Raw genomic sequence first — 20,120 nt, forward strand, 5'->3', positions numbered from 1 at the left:
TACTGTCGAACTAGAATTACTCTTGATTTTTAAGCAGCAATATCAAAACTTCATCCATAGCGTATTTTATTTGTTATTAATAACAAACTTTATGGCTCCAATAAAAAAAACACTACTTCTTTGCTATTCATATTGATTGATCTATTAGACAATTAAGAACCTCCCAATTGCTACACCATAAATATCTCAAGGTTAAATTTTGCTATCTTAAGCCAAATCCACGAAAATTCGCTACCATTTTCATAATTTGTCCAATCTTAAGTGCTGAATTAAATAACTGTAATGATTTGTTTAGGAAATCAATATATTGTATTGTAAATTCCTGAGAAGATCTGTTTTCGAGGGGAAAATAAGTGATTAATTGAGTATTGGCGTCAATTTTAACTTTGAAATGGTTAATTCCATTTCTAAGTCTACTATCAAAACAATTTCTGTAAATTCTTTTGAAATTTTCTTCGGTAGATAATTCTATAATGGACAATTTTAGACCATTTTTTAGAAGAGCGAAGGAATCCGCATCTGTAACATTTCTTGGTGTCCCAGGAGGAACACTATTCTGATTCCCCCTCTCATAGATATTCTGTAATCGGAAAACGTACTGACTAGTTCTTCCCATAAATTCAAAACAATCTGTATAAAAAGTTTTTAAATGATCAAAGTTATTTATTGCAGCAAATCCATCCTTTCTTAAGTCCTCAGGATTAGCATATAGAAAGTAATCCTTTAAATCGATAAATCTAATCAACAATCCCCCCATATCTTCCCTAATCTTTTCACAAACATACTCATCAAATACATCAACAAACTCTTTTAGTTCTTCTACATTATTCTCTACAAAAACATTTTGAGTAAGCCACAAAACGAAATCCCGATGATTATCAAAATCGATCCAGGGATAAATTATATGATTTAATGAAAGGAAATATATTCTATGAAAATCTGGCTCTATCTTACATTCTAAATAATCAACATAATCATTCTTATTTCCAAGAATTTTTCGACCTACTTTTTCAATATTAGACATGTCAAATCTTATGTATGCTCGAGTAAGATCTTTCAAATCAGTCCATATATCCTCCGAAAAGAATAATCGCAGGTCTTTCCTATCTTTCAATGCATCAAACTGCTTGCGAGGTAATCTAAATGTTGGCAACATTATATTGTGAAGCTCTTCAGACGGTTTATTAGTAATAATTGTATCACTATATTCGTAAAAATAATCACCTTGATTTGGGTGACCATAAACTAAATTTCCTCTCTTCATATCTAAATAGAAACTACCTTCCTCCAAATTGACGTGAAGGACACCTTTGATTTCGGAAGAACAATTAGGACAATTAAATGAAAGTTCCAGTTTCTCTTTTTCTGGTATATGCAACCTCAGATTTGTAACTTTTTCACAGGTTTGACAATTGATTTTATATCTATTCCACATTTTCTAAAATTATATTATTATACTAACTATTCATAATACATTTAGCAAATTAACAACATTGAAGCGCAATGTATTTGCGTAGTTTTGTTTACTTCTAATAATTTTTCACATGAAGAAAATATTGGTATTATCGGCGACAGTCTTTAAATTAAATCACTTCATTTTCATTACTATTGATACAAGCGGTACTAGTTTTCAATCGTCAATAATATATGGCGGGATTAATTTATGCTAATATTTCTTTAGAACATGTGTTTGTTTTGCTACACAATTTAGTGACTTTAAATGTTTTAAATTTTATGTTTAGAAAAGTTATTTTAGAAAAGATAATAGTTATTTTAGCTCAAATAAAAAACTTTAACTAATGACTACGAAAGATGAAATTGAAACAGTACACGGCAGTGGTACGCACGTACTATTACTAGGAGCTGGTGCCTCATTTGCATCAACGCTAAAAAATCCTGAAAAGAACGAAAAAAAACTTCCCTTAATGTGGAATATTGTAGATATTGTTGGGCTAAACAGCATCATTGATCATTTACCAGATGATTATAAAGCATTGAAGCAGGACTTTGAGAAGCTATACAGTAAGATCTCTAATGAAGGTAGATTTCCAGATGAAAAAGAGGTTATCGAACTTGAGGTTTACAAGTACTTTGAACAGCTTGACCTACCCGATGAACCAACAATTTACGATTATATGATATTGGCTCTAAGATCTAGAAAAGATGTCATAGCAACTTTTAATTGGGATCCCTTTCTTTATAAAGCATATGTCAGAAATGGAAAGTTTACAAAAAGCCCAGGTATATTGTTTTTACATGGATGCGTCTCTTTAGGGTTTGACAAATCAAATGGCACTATTGGACCTGCTGGAATGTACTCAAAAAAAACAGAGCAACTTTTTGAACCAACTCAGTTATTGTATCCGGTTGATAAGAAAGATTATAATACTGATCCTTACATAAAAGGTCAATGGGATTCTCTTGCTGATCAATTGGAAATTGCAGAAAGAGTAACAGTTTTTGGTTATTCAGCTCCTATTAGTGATGTTGAAGCTATAGATTTATTAAGTGAGGCTTGGGGCGATGTTGAAGATCGAGCAATGGAAGAATTTGAATTAATAGATATCAGACCCGAAGATGATGTAAGAAATGCATGGAATAGATTCATACATACGCATCATTATCATTATTGTACAGATTACTTTAAAAGTTCTTTAGCTCTTCATCCTAGAAGAACGGTCGAAAGCTATCATCATTGGGCAATGCCACTTAGTCCAGGAGAAATGTTTCAGGAGGGAAATAAAATACCCGATAGTTTTCAGACACTTGAGGAACTTTGGGAATGGCACCTACCATTAATAAAAGCTGAAGAAGAGTTTTACAATAATGCCGAGTAATGAAGTAAATATATAGCTTTGAAAACAAAAAACATAATTATTTTTTTTATTGCTGTGGTTGTAGGGATTCTTGGTGCATTATTCTTATACTACGAAGGACCTGAGTATGTCCAGTCAAGATATTTCTATGAGGTAGACAGAGGAACCAGAGGTGCGATTGGTGATGCATTTGGTGGAACGGTAGGTCCGATAATAGCTTGGTTTGCTTCCATTCTAACGTTTTTAGCATTCTATATTCAGTACGATGCTAACAAAGATCAAAGAGATCAATTTAACAAGCAAGCAAATGATATTGTCATAGAAAGGTTTGAAAATAGGTTTTTTGAACTTGTAAGATTACACAGGGAAAATGTAAACGAACAAAACATTCAAAATAAAATCTTTGGTCGTAAGGCATTTACCACATACTACTTTGAGCTAAGGTATATTTACTTCGTTTTAGAATCTATGCACGACAATTTTCCAACGGAAACAAGATTAAATAAAGAACAGTTAACAAATTTGGCTTATTTAATTTTCTTTTATGGGATTGGTCATGCTAGTGACAGTGTATTTTCGCACATCTTACCGCAAATAAATTCTAAGCAATTTTTTAAGGACACAATTGATAAGCTGGAAAAAGAAAAAAAAATGTATTCAGATTTTCTTAGAGAAAAAGCTAGATATGAATCTGAAAAAAAAGTAAAAAACACCAAATTAAAAGATCTGGAAATAGTTCATAATGGTAAAAAAGCAGTTTTTATTCTTCTCTACGAACCTTTTACCGGGCATGGGACCAAAATTGGTCATTACTATAGACATTTGTTTCAAACTGTTAAATACGTTGATTCCCAAAAACACGACGTTTTTAAGCATAAGGATAATGAAATTAAATATTCTTATGTAAAAATATTAAGAGCACAGTTGTCGAACTTTGAACAAGTAATATTGTACTACAATTCAATATCTGTTTTAGGAAAAAACTGGATTTCAGATGGGTATATCCAAGAATATCATTTATTAACTAATTTACCGCTTTCATTTGCAGATTTCGGAGTACAACCCGATAAAAAGTTTGAGGTGGAAATTGCGGCTGATCCAACTTTTTTTGATTGGGAAATGCTTAAAGATTCTTTTCATTAGTCAAGATTTTTTTTGGAATATTCTCACTCGATTTATAGAAATTTCTAAAAGACTATCTAAGCCGGCTAAAGTCCAACTAAATTAAGAATTAGTTAAATCTAAAATTTTCGAGATTCTCTCTAAATCTTTTACCAAATAATTCGATATTTCTTCGGTTATGGCTACAAGACAAGGCAAGCCATCTGAAGACTAATTATTCTAATCCGCATTATTAATAATTTTTAAAATTAAATTGCAATAGACAAAAACTAAAACAATTTATTTTATAATAAAGGGTTATATAATTCTTTTTTAATTTGGCTCAAACGCACCAAATCATCGATAAAAGTGTTTGAAGATACGCTCGTCAAGGTCACAAGACAGGATCATAAAATTTCTGAAATTTGAGAAATTCTTTCCAAATCTTCGATTAAATGTTTCGATATTTCTTCGGTTATGGGTACAAAAAACCTCTGAAATATTTTTCAGAGGTTTTTGATTTTTAGGGTGGTCAAAAAGGTAGCTATTTATGGGATCAGTCTCAAAAATTAGAGCGAAAAATAACAAATTTTGAGTTATACTCAACAATGTTACGTTACTCAAGTTATCATTGCCAAAATATTTAATCCGGATTATTATTAAAATTATTGAGAAGATTTTTTTCAATGCTATTGCGGATAGAATCTCATTTGCTCAAATACATAATTGGGGTTTGACCTCAGTAGGATAATCAGTTGCTTTAACTCAGATTCCTCCCAGGACTTCTGGAACATTTCATCGTGAATGAGCATCACCACATTATTTTTCGTGAAAGTATTTCCTGAATTACAAAGATTTTGTACCCATTTATACATCTCATCAACCGATTGTATTGGTGTACCATCATTTTCATGATGTTGCCATTCGACATCCCATCCCACTACTTTATATCCTAGTTTTACCAATTGATCAGCAGTTTGAATTCCATTAGAGACATCATTTTTAGATTTCCCATTTAAGCGCCACATATTACGGCCTGGAAGTCTAACAATTTTGTAGGGAAGCTTCAACAGGCTCTGATTATACACAATATCATTAACCGATTTTTGAACATCATTGTAAAATGCCTCATAATGATTATTAGCGTGAGTAAAACTATGATTATATTCATCGATGTAAGGATTCTCCTCATAATATTTGGCATACGTATCCATTTGTTTATTCTTAATCACATGCTCTCCCACCATAAAAACACTTATTTTCACCTTCTCCTTTAAAATAATATCGTTGATATTTTCACTTCCATTCAATGGTCCGTCGTCAAAGGTTAGATAGATATAGCATTTATTTTGTGCCTGAATTTGATTAAAAATCATCAATACAATGATGGTAAAAAAAGAGACTGTTTTCTTCATAAAAATGGTTTTTATAAAGATAATCAAAATCAAAATATTTTTAATTATTTTTGATAAGAACACTACTCCACAATTTCATTAATAAAAATGTTATGAAAATCGTCAAATTATCGAATATCATCAGATTAATTCGGTGGAAAGAAGTTGTAGCAATTATTGTTTTGCTCTTAGCATTTGTCTTTTTCAGGAGTGAAAGGCACGAGCTTTCATCTATTGGTCCTCAACTAAAAAATTCAAAAATTGAATGGGTTTTCATAGGAATTCTTTTAGTTTTTATATATGTCTTCCTTCAAGGCTTGATGTACGTTACCAGTTTCAGAAGCGTTAAATTAGATGTTAAACTTTCAGATTCAATTACTTTATTTTTGAAACGTAATTTTCTAAGTATTTTTTTACCTGCCGGAGGAGTAAGTTCTCTAGCCTATCTTCCTCGCAATATTAGAATTAAAGGATATAAATCTTCTAAAATCCATCAAGCAAGCGCAATCTATGGATTTGTAGGCTTCCTTACAGTGCTTATTGTAGGAGTTCCTTTGATTTTATATGCAGTTTCTGTTAATAAAGCCTTTGATAATAGTTGGTTTGGTATTGTTTCATTATCAATATTGCTATTAATCCTTTATGGGATTTTTATTTCATTTAGAAAAAAGAATTTCCTTTATCTGTTCATCGAAAAAAGATTTCCGAAAATCATCAGCTCCATTGATGAAATCTTCAATAACGAAATTGATAAAACATATTTTTGGTATACTGTTGCTATATCAGTAATTATCGAGTTTTGTGGGGTTTTTCATCTGCTCATTGCAATGTATGCTTTTGGTGTAGAGCCATCATTTACTGCAGCAGCAATATCATATATTATTTCAATCCTACTGATGATTGTTTCTCCATTTTTAAGGGGATTAGGAGCTGTTGAATTTTCATTGACTTACATTCTTACCAATTTTGGATATCATCATACCGAAGCTCTAGGCGTTACATTACTTTATCGTTTTTTTGAATTTTGGCTGCCTTTACTTTTAGGTTTTATTGCTTATTTATGGAGCGGTAGAAAACTATTTGCCAGATTATTACCTGTTATCATGATATTCTTTTTGGGTATTATTAATATTCTATCTGTAATTACACCTGCATTAACCAATCGTTTATCTATTGTAAAAAGCTATCTCTCGCAAGATTTCATACACATTTCGAAGATGTTTACACTTTTGTCAGGGATATTATTACTCATTACTTCAGCAAATTTGTTTAAAGGAAGTAAGCGGGCTTGGTATTTTGCTTTGATTCTTACAATGAGTTCGATTATTTTCAATCTTATCAAAGCTTTAGATTACGAAGAAGCTCTTTTTGCATTATTTACTTTTGGATTACTGATTTACAGTCGTAAAGAATACACATTCAAAGTCAATAAAGTTTTTTTTCAACGTGGATTTAGTTGGTTTTTAGGGATTTTCGCGAGTATTTTCATTTTCAATTATCTGAGTTTTTATTTTATAGATAAATCTCATTTCGGAATAGATTTCACAAAAAAAGAAGCCCTTTATTATACACTACACACCTTTCTTTTATTCAAAGATTCTGGGTTGACTCCGCACACGGGTTTCGCAAGAGATTTCGAACAATTGAATTATATTTTGGGAATTGTTTCCTGGTTGGTTCTGATTCTTTCGTTTTACCGAACAAATAAATTGATTGAAGAGAATGATTTGGAAAACCAAAATGATGCAAAAAACCTTGTTGAAGAATATGGTGTATCCTCATTGGATTATTTTAAACTAACTTCTGATAAACAATTGTTCTTTGCAGAAAACCGGGAGGGCTTTTTATCATACAGAATAGCCAATAGTTTTGCCGTGATTTTGGAAGCTCCGGTTTGTGCAGAAAGTGATAAAATCAGTTTGATTAAAGAATTTGAAGATTATTGTAAAAACAATGGACTGAAAACAACGTATTATCGAGTTGGTGAAAGTGAACTCATCTATTTTTTACCATTCAAAAAGCAAAAATTGTTTATTGGTCAGGATGCAATTCTTGATACTGAAAAATTTAGTCTAACAGGTAAAGACAAGAAATCTATCCGTAATGGAATCAATGCTTTAGAAAAATCAGGATTTATAACGGAAATAAAACATGCTCCACATAATGATGAAATTCTGGATAAAGTTGAGTTGGTTTCAAATGAATGGTTAAAGGAATTTGATAAAAAAGAAATCGTTTTTGCAGAAGGTATGTTTGAAAGAGAAGTTGTAAAAGAGCAGGATTTAATTATCATTTCTGATGAAGAAGGACATTGCATCGCTTTTCTTAATATTATTCCATATTGTGCTCCAGACGAATGCAGTTATGATATGATAAGAAAAACAGAAAAAGCACCAAATGGCAGTATTGATGCTTTAATTATAAAGCTTATTGAATATTCAAAAGACAAAAAACGGCAATTTATTAATATGGGAATGACACCAATGGCAGGTTTGGATGAGCCCAATAATACAGCAGAAGAAGTTTTGAAATTTGCCTACCAAAGAATAGGAAGCTTCCAACAGTATCAAACCCTAAGAAATTTTAAAGAAAAGTATGCTGACCTTTGGGAAAATAAATATTTGATTTACAATAACGACCTAGATTTATTACAAATTCCAACAGTCTTAAACAAAGTGATGAAACCGTGAAAAAAATATTAAAAACAGTAGCCATAATTCTTAGTTTATTAATCATTGGATTTACAATCTTTAAGCTAACCTCTAAGAGTGATTTCCTAGTCACAGAATGGAATTCCCATTCCGACAAGCCTATTATTTTCTACATAAGTGGTGACTCTGGATTTAATACTTTTTCAAATGGGATGGGAAATAATTTACATGCTTTAGGGTATGATGTTTTTGCATTAGACACCAAATCTTATTTCTGGAAACACAAAACTCCTAAAAAAGCATCTCACGATATTGAAAAATACATTAAAAAACAGCTGAAAGGTCGAAAAAATCAACATGTTATCATTGTTGGATTTTCTTTTGGTTCAGAGGTTGCTCCGTTCATTTATAATAGATTTAGTGACGATTTAAAGAGCAAAATACAGAAAGTATTTATCATCGGACCTACAACGACTAATAATTTTAAAATTCAATTAAATGAATATATTAATGACGGCGAAAAAAGTCAACAAAACCTTTTGGTAATTCCTGAGATTAATAAAATGGGAAATGTTCCGGTAATGGTCGTTCTGAGTGATGACGAATTTACCGTTTTTCCGTATAAACAAATTACTTTAGGGGGAAATTATCAAATGCGACATATCGCAGGAAATCATCATTATGGCGGAAATACAAAAATGCTGGCTGATTTTATAAATAATAATTTAAAATAATTGTGTGGTTTATAATATCTCTCCGTTATGGTTTGCCTTCAGCACATGAGTCTTGCATTCAGTCGTTTGAAAAAGTTCAAAACCTTCCTTCCACCAAATTGCCATCTCTTCTTTATCAAATATAAAAGAATGGGTCGTCAATATTCTCTTTATAAAATAAAAGTTAATATTTACATTGCTAGTGGCGGCTTCCAGTTGAGAAATAATCAAGTCATCATTGGCGATTTGGTTGAGCATAAAATCTGTAGTTCGTGCAAAAACATCCAATATATTTTGTAAAGGCGGATTATTATAGAAAGTTTTTTCTAATCGAAGTACGATTGCATCAATAGATGTAGCGCCTTTTACAAGTGCTTCCTGCAAAGGTATAAGATTTCCAAAACCACCATCAGCATACTCACTTCCATTTTTTTGAAAAAGACTCATCAAAGGTACCATATTGGAAGATGCCCAAATCCAGTCGCAAAAATCTTCATAGCTATAATCATTAGATGATTTATATTCTATTTGCTGATTGGTAAGGTTCGCAACGGTGACCACTATTTCTTTTTTTAATGTTTTTATCCTTTGAAAATCTTCTTCTGAAAAATTATCCCGAATAAGATTTCTAAGATTGGTGCTATCGCCTAAAGTCTTTTGTTTTTTTATAAATTGTTTTATAATGCCAAAATGATTAATCCCTATTTTAACCTTACCATTCTTTTTCTTAATCTTAAATGGACAGACGGTAAAAATATCTGACTGCTCAATTGAGGTATAAAGTTTTTTAATTCTTTCTATATCACCAAGCGCAAGAAAAGGAATCAGCAGGCTTCCTGTTGAAGTTCCCACAAATAGTTGATATTCTTTCTTAGAATACTTCAGAAGATATTCGGCAACACCTCCCGCAAAAGCACCCTTACTCCCTCCGCCTGAAATGACCAATGCCTCCATAATTTTGGTTTAAGTTTATCTCGAATTTAAGAAGAATATGTAATAATAGCTTTAAAAATTAAACCTTATTTCTTCCACTATCAATTCTCAGCGAGACCATTAAAAATAAATCTGAGTATTCGGCATTTGTTTCCTTAGATCTTCAACTTGAGCCGTAGTCAAAGGATTGCCCGTAAGAATAAGTGTTTTTAAGTTTTTTAAATCGGAAATTTCTTTTGGTAATGATTTTAATTGGTTATTAGCCAAATTAAGACTGACAATTTTCTTTAAATGCTTTATTTGAGGTGGAATTTCAGATATTTTATTCTCTCCTACGTTCAGGAACTCAAGATTTTTTAAAGTCAGAATGTTTTTTGAGACTGTAAGCAACATATTTTTTTGCAGCTCAAGATATTTGAGCTTATTCGGAAATCCGGTTTCATTGAGATCATTAATCTGATTCGACGAAAGATTCAGAAACTTAAGATCTTTTATTTTCTCAACATCAGAAACCACACTGATCTGGTTACTGTGCAAATTTATCTCTTCAAGTCCGGAAATTTCCGTCAGAGCCTTTGGGAAAATGCTGAGGTTATTCGCGTCGAGCTGTACTACTTTAAGGTTTTGAAGTTTGGCAAACTCAGGATTAAGCTCCGTCAACTGGTTAAGATTCATAGAAAATGTAGTCAGTTTTTTAAGCTTACTTATTTCATCCGGAATATATTTAATATTGTTTTCGTTGATATTAAGAATTTCAAGTTGTGAAAGTGAAAAAAGTGCTTCGTCTAGTTTTTCAAAATTATTTCCCATCATATTCAGAAAAAAAACAGAATCCATTTTCTTAATGTCAGGCGGTAAATTAAACAAACCTTTATCTCTGAAACTTAAGCTGTAAACAGTTTTATCAGACTTCAAAGCAGCCTCAATATCTGTGTAGGTAGGATATTTTACAGGATCAATCTGTGCATTGATATTAGCGATACACAAAAATGACAAAAGGCAAATATATTTTTTCATAAACAAAAAAAGGTCGCCGAAAAAACTCCGACGACCATTATAAAGTATTAAAACTATTTTTTAAGAATCTTAGTTGTCTTCTGGAATCCGTCTGCTTCAATATTTAATATTAAAACCCTTGATGCCAGAAGTTCATTTGTAAAATCTAGATCTAAACTTGTGGTAGAACCAGTAACTTTCTTTTTATACACAACTTTTCCGTCAATGCTGTACGCAGTAATTTCAAGATTTTTCAGTGCTTTTGGAGAATTGATCTTTACAATTCCAGAAGTAGGATTCGGAGCAACCGTTACATCATTTTCATTAACAACTTCTACCGTACCCAAAGTTCCTGAAGTGCCTAAAAACTGTTGTAAAGCAACTACGATTGTAGCAGATTTTCCTCTGTAATCTATTGTATTTCCTGTAGCATCCACATCCGTAGAGATTGTAGAATTCGGATGTTGAATTGAGAAGAAACCAAATTTCTTATCCGGTGTGAAGGTAAGACCAGTAGGTTCTGATCCTGCAGGCATTGAGGCAAATAATCTCACATTAGGATTTGCCTGTGTGTGATCTGGGCCAATCACCCAAATGTAGTTTTTACCACCATCCTGAAGTACCCAAAGGTTCCCAAGTTCATCAAAAGTAAGGTTGTCGTTTCCGTCTCCCCAAGCTTCAGTTTTTACACCTTGAGCCGTATTGAATGAATAAGTAGTTGATGCACCTCCAACGAAAGTTTCTACATTTGAAAGCGTCATTCCGTTATCTGTCATTCTATACACTTTGTCTAAACCTTTTGCTGTAAAATAAATTTTACCGTCTAGTGGGCTTATCTCAACATCTTCTACTCCATTGAACGAAGTACCACCAGCTGACTGAGCCAAAGAAGCTGTATTATTTTGGTCTGCCTGAAGTTTATTTGGAATCTGAATCCACTGTCCTGTAGTAGCAACCGGATTTCCACCGCTTAAACCTTGATCAAGTTTTAAAACATATAAATTCCCTGAAGCCAAATTATTTGGAGTATCCATCACATATTTATAGACCATGTGAGTTCCGCCATCTTCTCCATAATAAGCCGTAGTACCAGCATCGTTTACAACCACATTCTCATGATTCATAATTCCCATCTGCCAAAGCTTGTCTTTAGTTCCCGCTTGGTTATGAGACATTACTTGTGCTGTTGCAGGATCAATTTCTACCAACCATCCATAATCTTTGTATCCATCAGCATTAAGATCATTTGAAGTAACAGATTCTTCAGCCGTTACCACAGTTCCCCAAGGTGTAACACCTCCCGAACAGTTTCTGATAGTCTGCACAAGGCTCGGTGCTGAAAAGCTCACTGCTCTTGATTTTGTCAACTGCCAAAGTTTGGTTGAAGTATTATAATTAATTTCTGCCATGGTAACACCACCTGGGTTAGTTTCATGGTTTACAGAAAGATATCCGTCGGTACTGCTGTTATTTTTAGCCACATAAGCGGTAAAGTCATTAAGACCACCAACCAATCCGCCACCTTCTGTATAATTATCTCCTTCTTTTAAGATTAACTGATATTTGTGTTCAGCAGGAATAATTAATTTTGATGTCTGCGTTGTCGGAACAATTGATGTAAAACAGCTGATATGAGTTCCTGTACAATTGGTAACCGGTGGAGTTACAGTTGCAGTTGTTTTAAGATAAGCATCGATGGTTAAATCTGAACTTGAAGCACTTCTGTTATGTAATTCAATTGAAATTCTGTTAACTCCCTGTACAAATTTGTTTTTGGGAATAGAAAATAAATTAATCGCTGTTTCTGCAGCTCCGTCAATCGTTGTACTCGAGAAAGTACCATGAGAAACAGCTCCAGCAGGCATATTGTCTCTTATTACCTCTTCTCCGTTCAGATAAACAATGATTCCGTCATCTCTTCTCACGCCAAATTCCATCGTATTGGTAAGGTCTGCCAAATTCACGGTAAAATCTTTGATAAGATAAGCGGTATCTACACCCGAGATGAAAGAAGTCGTAACAGGATCACCGTAACCTAATGGTCCGTTTCCTACCGCCCAGTTTGAAACATCATAATTGGAACTTTTCCAGGTTGCAGGCAATGCAACATCTGCGTCGTTATACTTCCATGCACTTTGTAATGCAAAAATTGTCGTCTGTGCCTGGATCATCGATGTCGTCATCAATGCCAAAGCTGCGATACTAAGTAGTTTTCTTTTCACTTTTATTAAAATTTCATTTACGATGCAAAACTATTTTTTTTACTTCGGCATTGCGTTACGCCATCTTTAATTAAATCTCGATGAATATTAAGATAACTCAAAGTAAATGTTACGAACTTTAACTTATTATTAAATTTAAAATTCATGTAAAACCGAAGCTTTATTTCACTAATTTCTTAGCCTTGCTGATATCTGTTAAAGTATTTAGAAAACTGATGAGTTGCTTTTTTTCAATTTCCGTCAGATTAAGTTTATCTGCAGGAAGCGTTTGATTTTTCATTGGCAATCCTAAACCTTCGCCACCTCCTTCATTATAAAAATCAATCACTTCTTCAAGCGTATTAAAAGCTCCGTTGTGGAAGTAAGGTTTTGTTAAGGCAATGTTTCTCACGGTCATGGTTTTGAATGAGTTTTCATAGATCCATGAATTTTCTTTTTTCACATTAGAATTTATTCTTCCTCTGTCGCCATCGAGTTCTATAGGTAAATTTGAAATTGGCTTTTTAGTCACTCCTAAAACTTCAGATTCATTTTCATTAAAGAAAGGCGGCACAAGCCCCGAAAAATGCGGTGCAAAATGGCAAGTCGCACAATTGGCTTTCCCCATGAATAGATTATACCCTTTTTTAGCATCTTCAGAAATTTCTTTTTCATTTCTCATAAAACGGTCAAAATCACTTTCAAATGAATACAGAGATGCTACAAAAGAACTTAGCGCTTTCGAAAAATTCTGTTTATTGATTTTTCCGTCTTTAAAAACCTTTTTGAACTCTTTTTTATACTCTTTATTGCCATTCAGTTTTTGTACAATTTTTTGATAATCGGTATTAAATTCATCCTGATTATAAATCACATGTTCAGCCTGTTGCTCAAGATAAAAAGCTCTCATATCATAAAAAAACCTTTTTGCAAAAACTGCATTATACAAAGAAGGAGAATTTCTTAAAACCGTTTTTCCTTCTACATTGCTTGCCGATTTCTGTTTCAAATCGGTGTATGCATTTTCTGGCAGGTGACAACTTGCACAACTCATCGCTTCATTCGCACTGAAGCTTTGGTCATAGAAAATCTTTTCACCCAAATTTTTCAGTTCTTCAGAATCTTCAGAAGGTTTTAAAATCGTATAAAAATAAGGATCAAAAAAATCTGCCTTAAAAAAATCTTTATTTGAAACATTCCAGCCTGAAAAGTTTTTGAGATCATCAGGATTGCCATCCCAACTGCCCAATTCTGCATATAAAGGCTGAACAAATTCTTTATAAAATTGTATTCTGTCGAACGACTCAAAATCGGTATTCTTCCCAAGATAAGTAATTGCCTGTTGAATAATTAAATTAGCTTTTTCTGTTTTAAAATTTTTAAAATAAGCCTCATCATTGATGTATTCACTCATTCCTTTTAAAGCATGAGCCGCTTCCTCCGAAATATTAAGCGAACCCGGAGTATCAAAACCTGTCACCCCCAAGCTGTAAATTCTAATAAGTTCTATTCGCAAAGGCAATGTTTTATTATTTCCTGAGCTCAACCCATTATTCAAAGCACTTAAATAAAAGTTTGCATAACTGTTGTAAAGAAAATTGGTAATTGTACTTATTTCTTCTTTCTGTTCACTGGCTTCGTCAGAAAAAATAAGTTCATCTAAAACCTGCAAACCTTCGGGAGGCAAAGTATAAGCTGAAGTTCCGGCGGCTTCAATATGAAAAAGTGGCGCAGCATTAAGATGGGTTTTGGTAAATTCAGGATAATAATAAGCGACGAAAAATTCTACTTCTTTAAAAGAATTTCTGGTATTCCTTAAAGTTTGCTGAAGCTTTTCTAAGGAAATTCTTTCTTGCGAATAAAGCTCAACATCGTTTTTTAAGTATTCTAACTCAATTTTAAAATCACGTAAGCCTCTGTTTATAAATTTATTGTCATTTTTCACACCTTTATTAACAGGGTTAAAAGACATTGCAGAAAAAATGAAGACGCATGGAATAAGCAGTAAAAGATAATATCTCACAGTTTTAATCGCAAAAGTAGCCTGATTAGATTACAGGAATTTTACGCATAGATTAAATAATGTTTACCATTTGCCCGACAAACCGCACCTTTTTTAATATTGTAAATACAAACAGTTAAAAAAGAAAGACTATTTTACAAAATGAATTTCTGATTTTACAGATTTTCATCTAAAATACTTTGTACTTTTTCTCCAATTATTTTCAGCCTCACAATACTTTCAGAGGTGATTCTGTCTGCAAATATGATTCTGAAATGATGACTGTATGCATCGGTGTAAGAAAATGTATCTCCGGGTGTAAAAGCAATTTTTTGACTTTCACAAAATTGATAAAAATCTGACATATCCGCTTCTTTAGGAAGTCTACCCCAAATGCTGTAACCGCCTTGAGGCCTGTGAAAATAACAATCTTTTGGAAAGTAGAGTCGTAATGCATTAAGGAGTTCTACACATTGTATTTCAAGCTGTTTTCGAAAAGAACGAAGATGTAGATCATAAGAATTTTCTTCTAGCAACTGTATCATTAGTTCCTGAAAAATGGGAGCAACAGACCTTCCCAAAGAAAACTTCATTCTTTCAGCCTGTTCAAAAAAACGACCTGCATTCAACCATCCCAGACGAATTCCCGGTGCCAAAGTTTTTGAAAATGACGAGTAGGTCATCACCCAACCTTCTTTATCAAACTTACAGATCGTTGATGGCCTTTCTCCACCAAAATAAAGGTCACCATAAATGTCATTTTCAATAATCGGAATCTCATTACTTTGCGCAATCAATGCAAGTTCTTTCTTTGTTTCGTCTGATATTAAAATTCCTGTGGGATTATGAAAATTGGATGTTAATACAACAGCACGAATATTATTTTTAGTTACAGCATCTTTTAGATAATCTATATCAAAACCGTTTTTATAATGCACTGGAATTTCAATTATCTTCAGTTTTAAATTTGAAATTACCTCCAAAACAGAGAAAACACACGGACTTTCTACTGCAACCACATCTCCAGATTGAGTTACTGAAGCCAACGCAATATAGAGCGCCTGTAACGCACCGTCTGTAATAATAAGCTGTTCTGCATTTATTTTACAACCCAATTTTGTTGACCGTGAAGCAATTTGATCTCTTAAAACTTCTGTTCCGTTAGCCGGATAATACCTGAGAATGGAAGCTCCTTTTTTCCGAATTACTTCCTGCATTTTTCTTAAAATCAATTTTTGAGGAATCAGTAAATCGTTTGGTGCAGCAGTATTAAATGAAATCTGTTCAAAAGACTTGTTTGATTTTGAAGTAAGTTTTACCTTTTCATCAAAATCCGGATTTCTTACAATTGGCAAAAATTTCGATAACTTTTCGGGAATATCTTCACTCGTTTTTATAGCAACAAAAAATCCTGAGCGAGGGCGATTTTCAACCCAGCCTTTCATAACAAGATAATCATAACCATTTTGCACGGAAGTAATGCTCAGTTGATACTGTTCTTTAATTTCCCTTACAGAAGGTAACCTATCACCCGAAGTAAAAACTCCACTTTTAATCTTTTCCTCGATGACCGAAGTAAATATCTGATATTTAAAATTCTGCATTATTCTACAATGAATCTGTTCTGAACAAATTTACAAAATTTCAATCTGTACCGTTTTATTAGCTTAAAACTGTACCGATATTATCATTCTCAAATAACCTAGATTTGAAAAAAAATAAGAATGGAGATTGTTTCAAAATTTGTGGTAGGTTCAGATCAGGGAGTTGATGAATTTTTTGATGTTAAAAAAGCTTTTATTAAAAACTTATACAAAGAGATTGTTGCACCGGAAATTATCGTGAATTATATTAAAGAACATTTTGATCACAGAAAAATGATCAATGTTTTAAATGATTTTTCCAATCAATTAATTATGGTTTTTGCCGATCAGCAACCTGTAGGATATTGCTTTTTTCAAACCGGATTTTCTTATCCTGAGGCTAATAAAAATCAAAAAATGACAGCTATCAAAGAATTTTGTATTCTTCAGGAATATGATTTACCAGAAGTGAGGCTTTCTCTTTGGAATAAAGTAAAATCCGCAATTCAATTTGCAGATAGTCTTTGGATTAATATTAGAGAAAACGATTCACAAATTCAGTTTTTTAAAGATCAAGAATTCGTTTTTGTAAAAGATATGGTTTCAGAACCATTCAATCTTCCGTCGTTCATTTATAAATTAGATTTAAAGAAATTATAAATCATTCATTATAGATCCACATCAGTAAAGGTTTTTCAGAATTTTGAATAATCGGGTCTAATTCCTTCATTGCATTATTGGAAATCGTAGGACAACCCCATCCTTCTGGAGAACCTTTTGGATAAATTTCTTCATCACTCATCAAGCCCCATGAATGAAAAACAATGAATCTTTTTAGCGCATTGTTATTGGTTTGCTCTAAACCGTGCATCAAATATTTTACATGAATTCCCCAGTCGCTTCTTCCTCTTTCTCCCAATTGATATTTTCCTAAAGCCGAAAGATGACTTCCGTCTTCGTTACTGAATTTTGGATCATCTTTTGATCCATCGCTGCTCCAACTATTGCTTCCACAACCGTGACCTACTAAATATTTATTCGTAATTTTATTTTCCTTAAAATCCCAGATCATAAAACGGCTCAATCCGGAATGCAGGCTCATATCAATTAAAATACAGATATCAGTATTCAATTTTTTGCTTTTACAAAATACTAAAGCCTCTTCTGCTTTCTTTTTTGTTTTGATTAAATCTAATTCAGGTTTTATAATTTCATTGGTCTTTTCATTTTCAGAAACACTATTGTCAGAAATTTTTTTCGATTCATTTTGACAAGACGAAAAAATGGTAACTACGAAAATTAAATAAAAAATTCTCACAAGATCTATTTATAATGTAAGAAAATACCATAATCTGTTGGCGTCCACCACGCTGCTTTTTGTCCTGCAGCTTTTAATGCATCATTTGCCCAAGTATTGCATGTATTTAAGAAGCTATAACTACCTTTTGCGTCATAAAATGCATCATTATCACTGTAAACAGCTTTCGTAGGAATTAATATATAATTTCCGTTTGCATCTCTGTCAAATTTGGCATCAATAAATTTTACTAAGTCTGTGTACTGTTTTTTACTGATCATTATTTTTTTGCAGTCAGCAGCTTCGGTCATCGTATGGTAGAACGAAGTGTGCATTGCAGATTCGCTCATCCAAAAGGCGGCTTTCACGGCTGTAGAAAATTTCAGGTCTGCCCAAGTTGGTGTATCCAGATAAAAACCTTTGTCGCCCCACCCAATTCCTACATAATTGTAATCTGATTTTTTCGAGGTTGTATTCGCAAACGGAATTTTTGCACTCCAATCATGCAACTCATTTTTAATAGGCATTACAATATCGGTATGAACACCATTGGTATAGATATAAATTGGAATTTCCTTTTGCTCACCATCGTCTTTTGCTGAAACTTCGATAAAAGGAAGCAGATACCCAAGAATTGCATATAGAACGACGATTCCAAGAATGATTCCGAGGGTTTTCAGGAAATAGATCAGTATAATTTTCACACTCATGTTTTCTGATATTGAAGTTTAATAAAATTTAATCTAAATTTTTTCTAAAAGTATTTATTTTAATTCAAAAATTAATTAAATTTAACTAACAAACATTCACAAATATGCTTAAAAATACGAAATCCCAAAAAAGATTTAAAGTAAGAGTAAAAACAGCTCCTAAAAGAACCCAGAAAAAACGTTGATTTTCTTAAAGACATTCTCTTTTTGAAAGTCAATTTTTCTTTTGTAGGAAAGGCTTTTTTAATTTTTTCGAATAGTAATCTTTCATTTCTTTAAAACTAAAGTTTTAAGGAATAATACAATAACCTCATTATTTTTGGAGAGTACAATTTCCAAACAGATTTTTTCACCTTTATATTTTACTATAATTCTTTTGAAGACTGGTTTAAAAATTCAATATTTCTTTTTAAACCTGTAAATTTTGTACGCTTAACAGGGGATTTTCGGAATATTTCAGAGAATATTTCCTGAGTTAATTCTTTCCATTCCCCTTTTTTAAAACTTTTCAAAGCTTCATTGGGTTTAAATTTAGCCTGAAGATTCGGCGCTGAAAAACGATTCCACGGACAGACATCCTGACAAATGTCGCAACCAAACATCCAGTCTTCCATTTTATCTTTAAAGTAATCTGGAATTTCAGTTTTTAACTCAATCGTTGCATACGAAATGCATTTACTTCCGTCAACAATTTTCTCCGAAACAATAGCATCTGTTGGACAAGCATCAATACATTTTCTGCAGCTTCCACAATGATCTGTTGTTTCATGATCCGGAATTAAATCTAAATCACAAATAATTTCAGCTAAAAAATAGAAAGAACCGCTTTGTTTGGTTATTAAGTTGGCATTTTTCCCAACCCAACCAATTCCTGATTTTTTTGCCCAGCTTCTTTCCAAAACCGGAGCTGAATCTACAAAAACACGAAAACCAAAGTCTCCAATCTCTTCTTGTAATTCAGAAACCATATCGCGCAAAATTTCTTTTACCACTTCGTGATAATCTTCAGCATACGCATATTTTGAAATTTTAAAATTCTCTAATGCGGAGATTTTTTCTTCAGGAAAATAGTTATAAGAAAGCGAAATCACAGATTTGGAACCTTCTACCAACAATCTTGGGTCTAATCTTTTATCAAAATGATTTTCCATGTATTTCATTTCGCCATGGAAGTTATTTATGAGCCATTTTTCTAAATTACGTGCATCTTCTTCCAGAAAATCTGCTGTGGAAATTCCACAATTCTGAAACCCAAAACTTTTAGCTTTAGACTTGATTAATTGAGAATATTTTTCGGCAGTTGAATTCATAGATTTCGCATTGCAAAACTAAGATTATTTTATAAATTTGTTGGAGTTTGAATGGATGAAAGTATTCATTCATCTAACTTGTTATTTTAACTCAAAAATTTTAAACATTATGTCATTAGCAGATGTATTACAATCAGGAAATTATGCATTAATCGACGTTCGTGAGCCAATGGAGCTAGAAATGGACGGAAATATAGACGGAGCAATCAACATTCCTTTGGGAGAAGTTGAAGACAGACAAGACGAGATCTTATCTATCGAAAAACCTGTAGTTTTGTTCTGCAGAAGCGGAAACAGAAGCGGAAAAGCTCTAGAATTTCTAAACGCTCAAGGTTTGAAAGACGGCTATAACGGCGGAGGCTGGGCTGATTTGAAAGCTAGCTTATAATAAAACAAAAGGAACTTTTTTAAGT

Annotated in this window: 16 protein-coding genes; 6 read left to right on the forward strand and 10 right to left on the reverse strand. The window is 32.7% G+C overall.

What is annotated here, in order from left to right; all coding sequences use genetic code 11:
- Window positions 1-202: 202 nt before the first annotated feature.
- A complete protein-coding gene (locus AB671_RS11330; protein ID WP_228391037.1) occupies window positions 203-1,378 on the reverse strand; it encodes a hypothetical protein in 1,176 nt (391 codons plus the stop codon).
- Window positions 1,379-1,799: 421 nt separating this feature from the next.
- Between AB671_RS11330 and AB671_RS11335 the strand changes: the two genes are divergently transcribed.
- Both AB671_RS11335 and AB671_RS11340 read left to right on the forward strand, forming a co-directional pair.
- Entirely contained in the window at window positions 1,800-2,837 is a 1,038-nt protein-coding gene (locus tag AB671_RS11335; RefSeq protein WP_066679756.1) for a hypothetical protein, read from the forward strand.
- Window positions 2,838-2,855: 18 nt separating this feature from the next.
- Window positions 2,856-3,959 (forward strand): putative phage abortive infection protein, encoded by a 1,104-nt coding sequence (locus tag AB671_RS11340; RefSeq protein ID WP_066679755.1) that lies wholly within the window; start codon window positions 2,856-2,858, stop codon window positions 3,957-3,959.
- A gap of 647 nt (window positions 3,960-4,606) precedes the next feature.
- On the opposite strand, the gene AB671_RS11345 is transcribed toward AB671_RS11340, so the two are convergent.
- Window positions 4,607-5,332: a polysaccharide deacetylase family protein gene (locus AB671_RS11345; protein WP_082987290.1), complete on the reverse strand. Its 726-nt coding sequence runs from the start codon at window positions 5,330-5,332 to the stop codon at window positions 4,607-4,609.
- A gap of 92 nt (window positions 5,333-5,424) precedes the next feature.
- On the opposite strand from AB671_RS11345, the gene AB671_RS11350 reads away from it, so the two are divergent.
- Both AB671_RS11350 and AB671_RS11355 read left to right on the forward strand, forming a co-directional pair.
- Window positions 5,425-8,001 carry a phosphatidylglycerol lysyltransferase domain-containing protein gene (locus AB671_RS11350; protein WP_066679753.1) on the forward strand — a complete coding sequence of 859 codons (2,577 nt, stop codon included), beginning with the start codon at window positions 5,425-5,427 and terminating at the stop codon, window positions 7,999-8,001.
- Window positions 7,998-8,696: an AcvB/VirJ family lysyl-phosphatidylglycerol hydrolase gene (locus tag AB671_RS11355; protein ID WP_157444193.1), complete on the forward strand. Its 699-nt coding sequence runs from the start codon at window positions 7,998-8,000 to the stop codon at window positions 8,694-8,696. Before AB671_RS11350 ends, AB671_RS11355 begins: the two co-directional genes overlap by 4 nt.
- A gap of 9 nt (window positions 8,697-8,705) precedes the next feature.
- Here the strand turns inward: AB671_RS11355 and AB671_RS11360 are convergent, their stop codons facing one another.
- The 5 genes from AB671_RS11360 to AB671_RS11380 form a co-directional block, all read right to left on the reverse strand.
- On the reverse strand, window positions 8,706-9,629 hold the full coding sequence (locus AB671_RS11360; protein WP_066679751.1) for a patatin-like phospholipase family protein: 924 nt from the start codon (window positions 9,627-9,629) through the stop codon (window positions 8,706-8,708).
- 99 nt (window positions 9,630-9,728) lie between these two features.
- Window positions 9,729-10,625 (reverse strand): leucine-rich repeat domain-containing protein, encoded by an 897-nt coding sequence (locus AB671_RS11365; RefSeq protein WP_066679750.1) that lies wholly within the window; start codon window positions 10,623-10,625, stop codon window positions 9,729-9,731.
- Between the two features lie 53 nt (window positions 10,626-10,678).
- The gene (locus tag AB671_RS11370; protein ID WP_066679749.1) at window positions 10,679-12,826 is read right to left on the reverse strand and encodes an alkaline phosphatase PhoX; all 2,148 of its coding nucleotides are present in this window, start codon (window positions 12,824-12,826) and stop codon (window positions 10,679-10,681) included.
- A 160-nt stretch (window positions 12,827-12,986) separates the two neighbouring features.
- A complete protein-coding gene (locus AB671_RS11375) occupies window positions 12,987-14,777 on the reverse strand; it encodes a cytochrome-c peroxidase (protein WP_228390964.1) in 1,791 nt (596 codons plus the stop codon).
- A 206-nt stretch (window positions 14,778-14,983) separates the two neighbouring features.
- Entirely contained in the window at window positions 14,984-16,411 is a 1,428-nt protein-coding gene (locus AB671_RS11380; RefSeq protein WP_066679747.1) for a PLP-dependent aminotransferase family protein, read from the reverse strand.
- 120 nt (window positions 16,412-16,531) lie between these two features.
- On the opposite strand from AB671_RS11380, the gene AB671_RS11385 reads away from it, so the two are divergent.
- A complete protein-coding gene (locus tag AB671_RS11385) occupies window positions 16,532-17,050 on the forward strand; it encodes a hypothetical protein (RefSeq protein ID WP_066679746.1) in 519 nt (172 codons plus the stop codon).
- 1 nt (window position 17,051) lies between these two features.
- Here the strand turns inward: AB671_RS11385 and AB671_RS11390 are convergent, their stop codons facing one another.
- The 3 genes from AB671_RS11390 to queG form a co-directional block, all read right to left on the reverse strand.
- Complete coding sequence (locus tag AB671_RS11390) at window positions 17,052-17,708, reverse strand: murein L,D-transpeptidase catalytic domain-containing protein (RefSeq protein WP_228390963.1); 657 nt, start codon at window positions 17,706-17,708, stop codon at window positions 17,052-17,054.
- Window positions 17,709-17,713: 5 nt separating this feature from the next.
- On the reverse strand, window positions 17,714-18,397 hold the full coding sequence (locus AB671_RS11395) for a TIGR02117 family protein (protein ID WP_066679744.1): 684 nt from the start codon (window positions 18,395-18,397) through the stop codon (window positions 17,714-17,716).
- A gap of 365 nt (window positions 18,398-18,762) precedes the next feature.
- Window positions 18,763-19,707, reverse strand: coding sequence for a tRNA epoxyqueuosine(34) reductase QueG (gene queG / locus AB671_RS11400; RefSeq protein WP_066679743.1), 945 nt, complete (start codon window positions 19,705-19,707; stop codon window positions 18,763-18,765).
- A gap of 109 nt (window positions 19,708-19,816) precedes the next feature.
- Between queG and AB671_RS11405 the strand changes: the two genes are divergently transcribed.
- Window positions 19,817-20,095 (forward strand): rhodanese-like domain-containing protein, encoded by a 279-nt coding sequence (locus tag AB671_RS11405; protein ID WP_066679767.1) that lies wholly within the window; start codon window positions 19,817-19,819, stop codon window positions 20,093-20,095.
- Window positions 20,096-20,120: the final 25 nt, after the last annotated feature.

This window comes from Chryseobacterium sp. BGARF1 (genome assembly GCF_001677955.1).
In the GTDB taxonomy this organism is placed as follows: Bacteria; Bacteroidota; Bacteroidia; order Flavobacteriales; family Weeksellaceae; genus Chryseobacterium.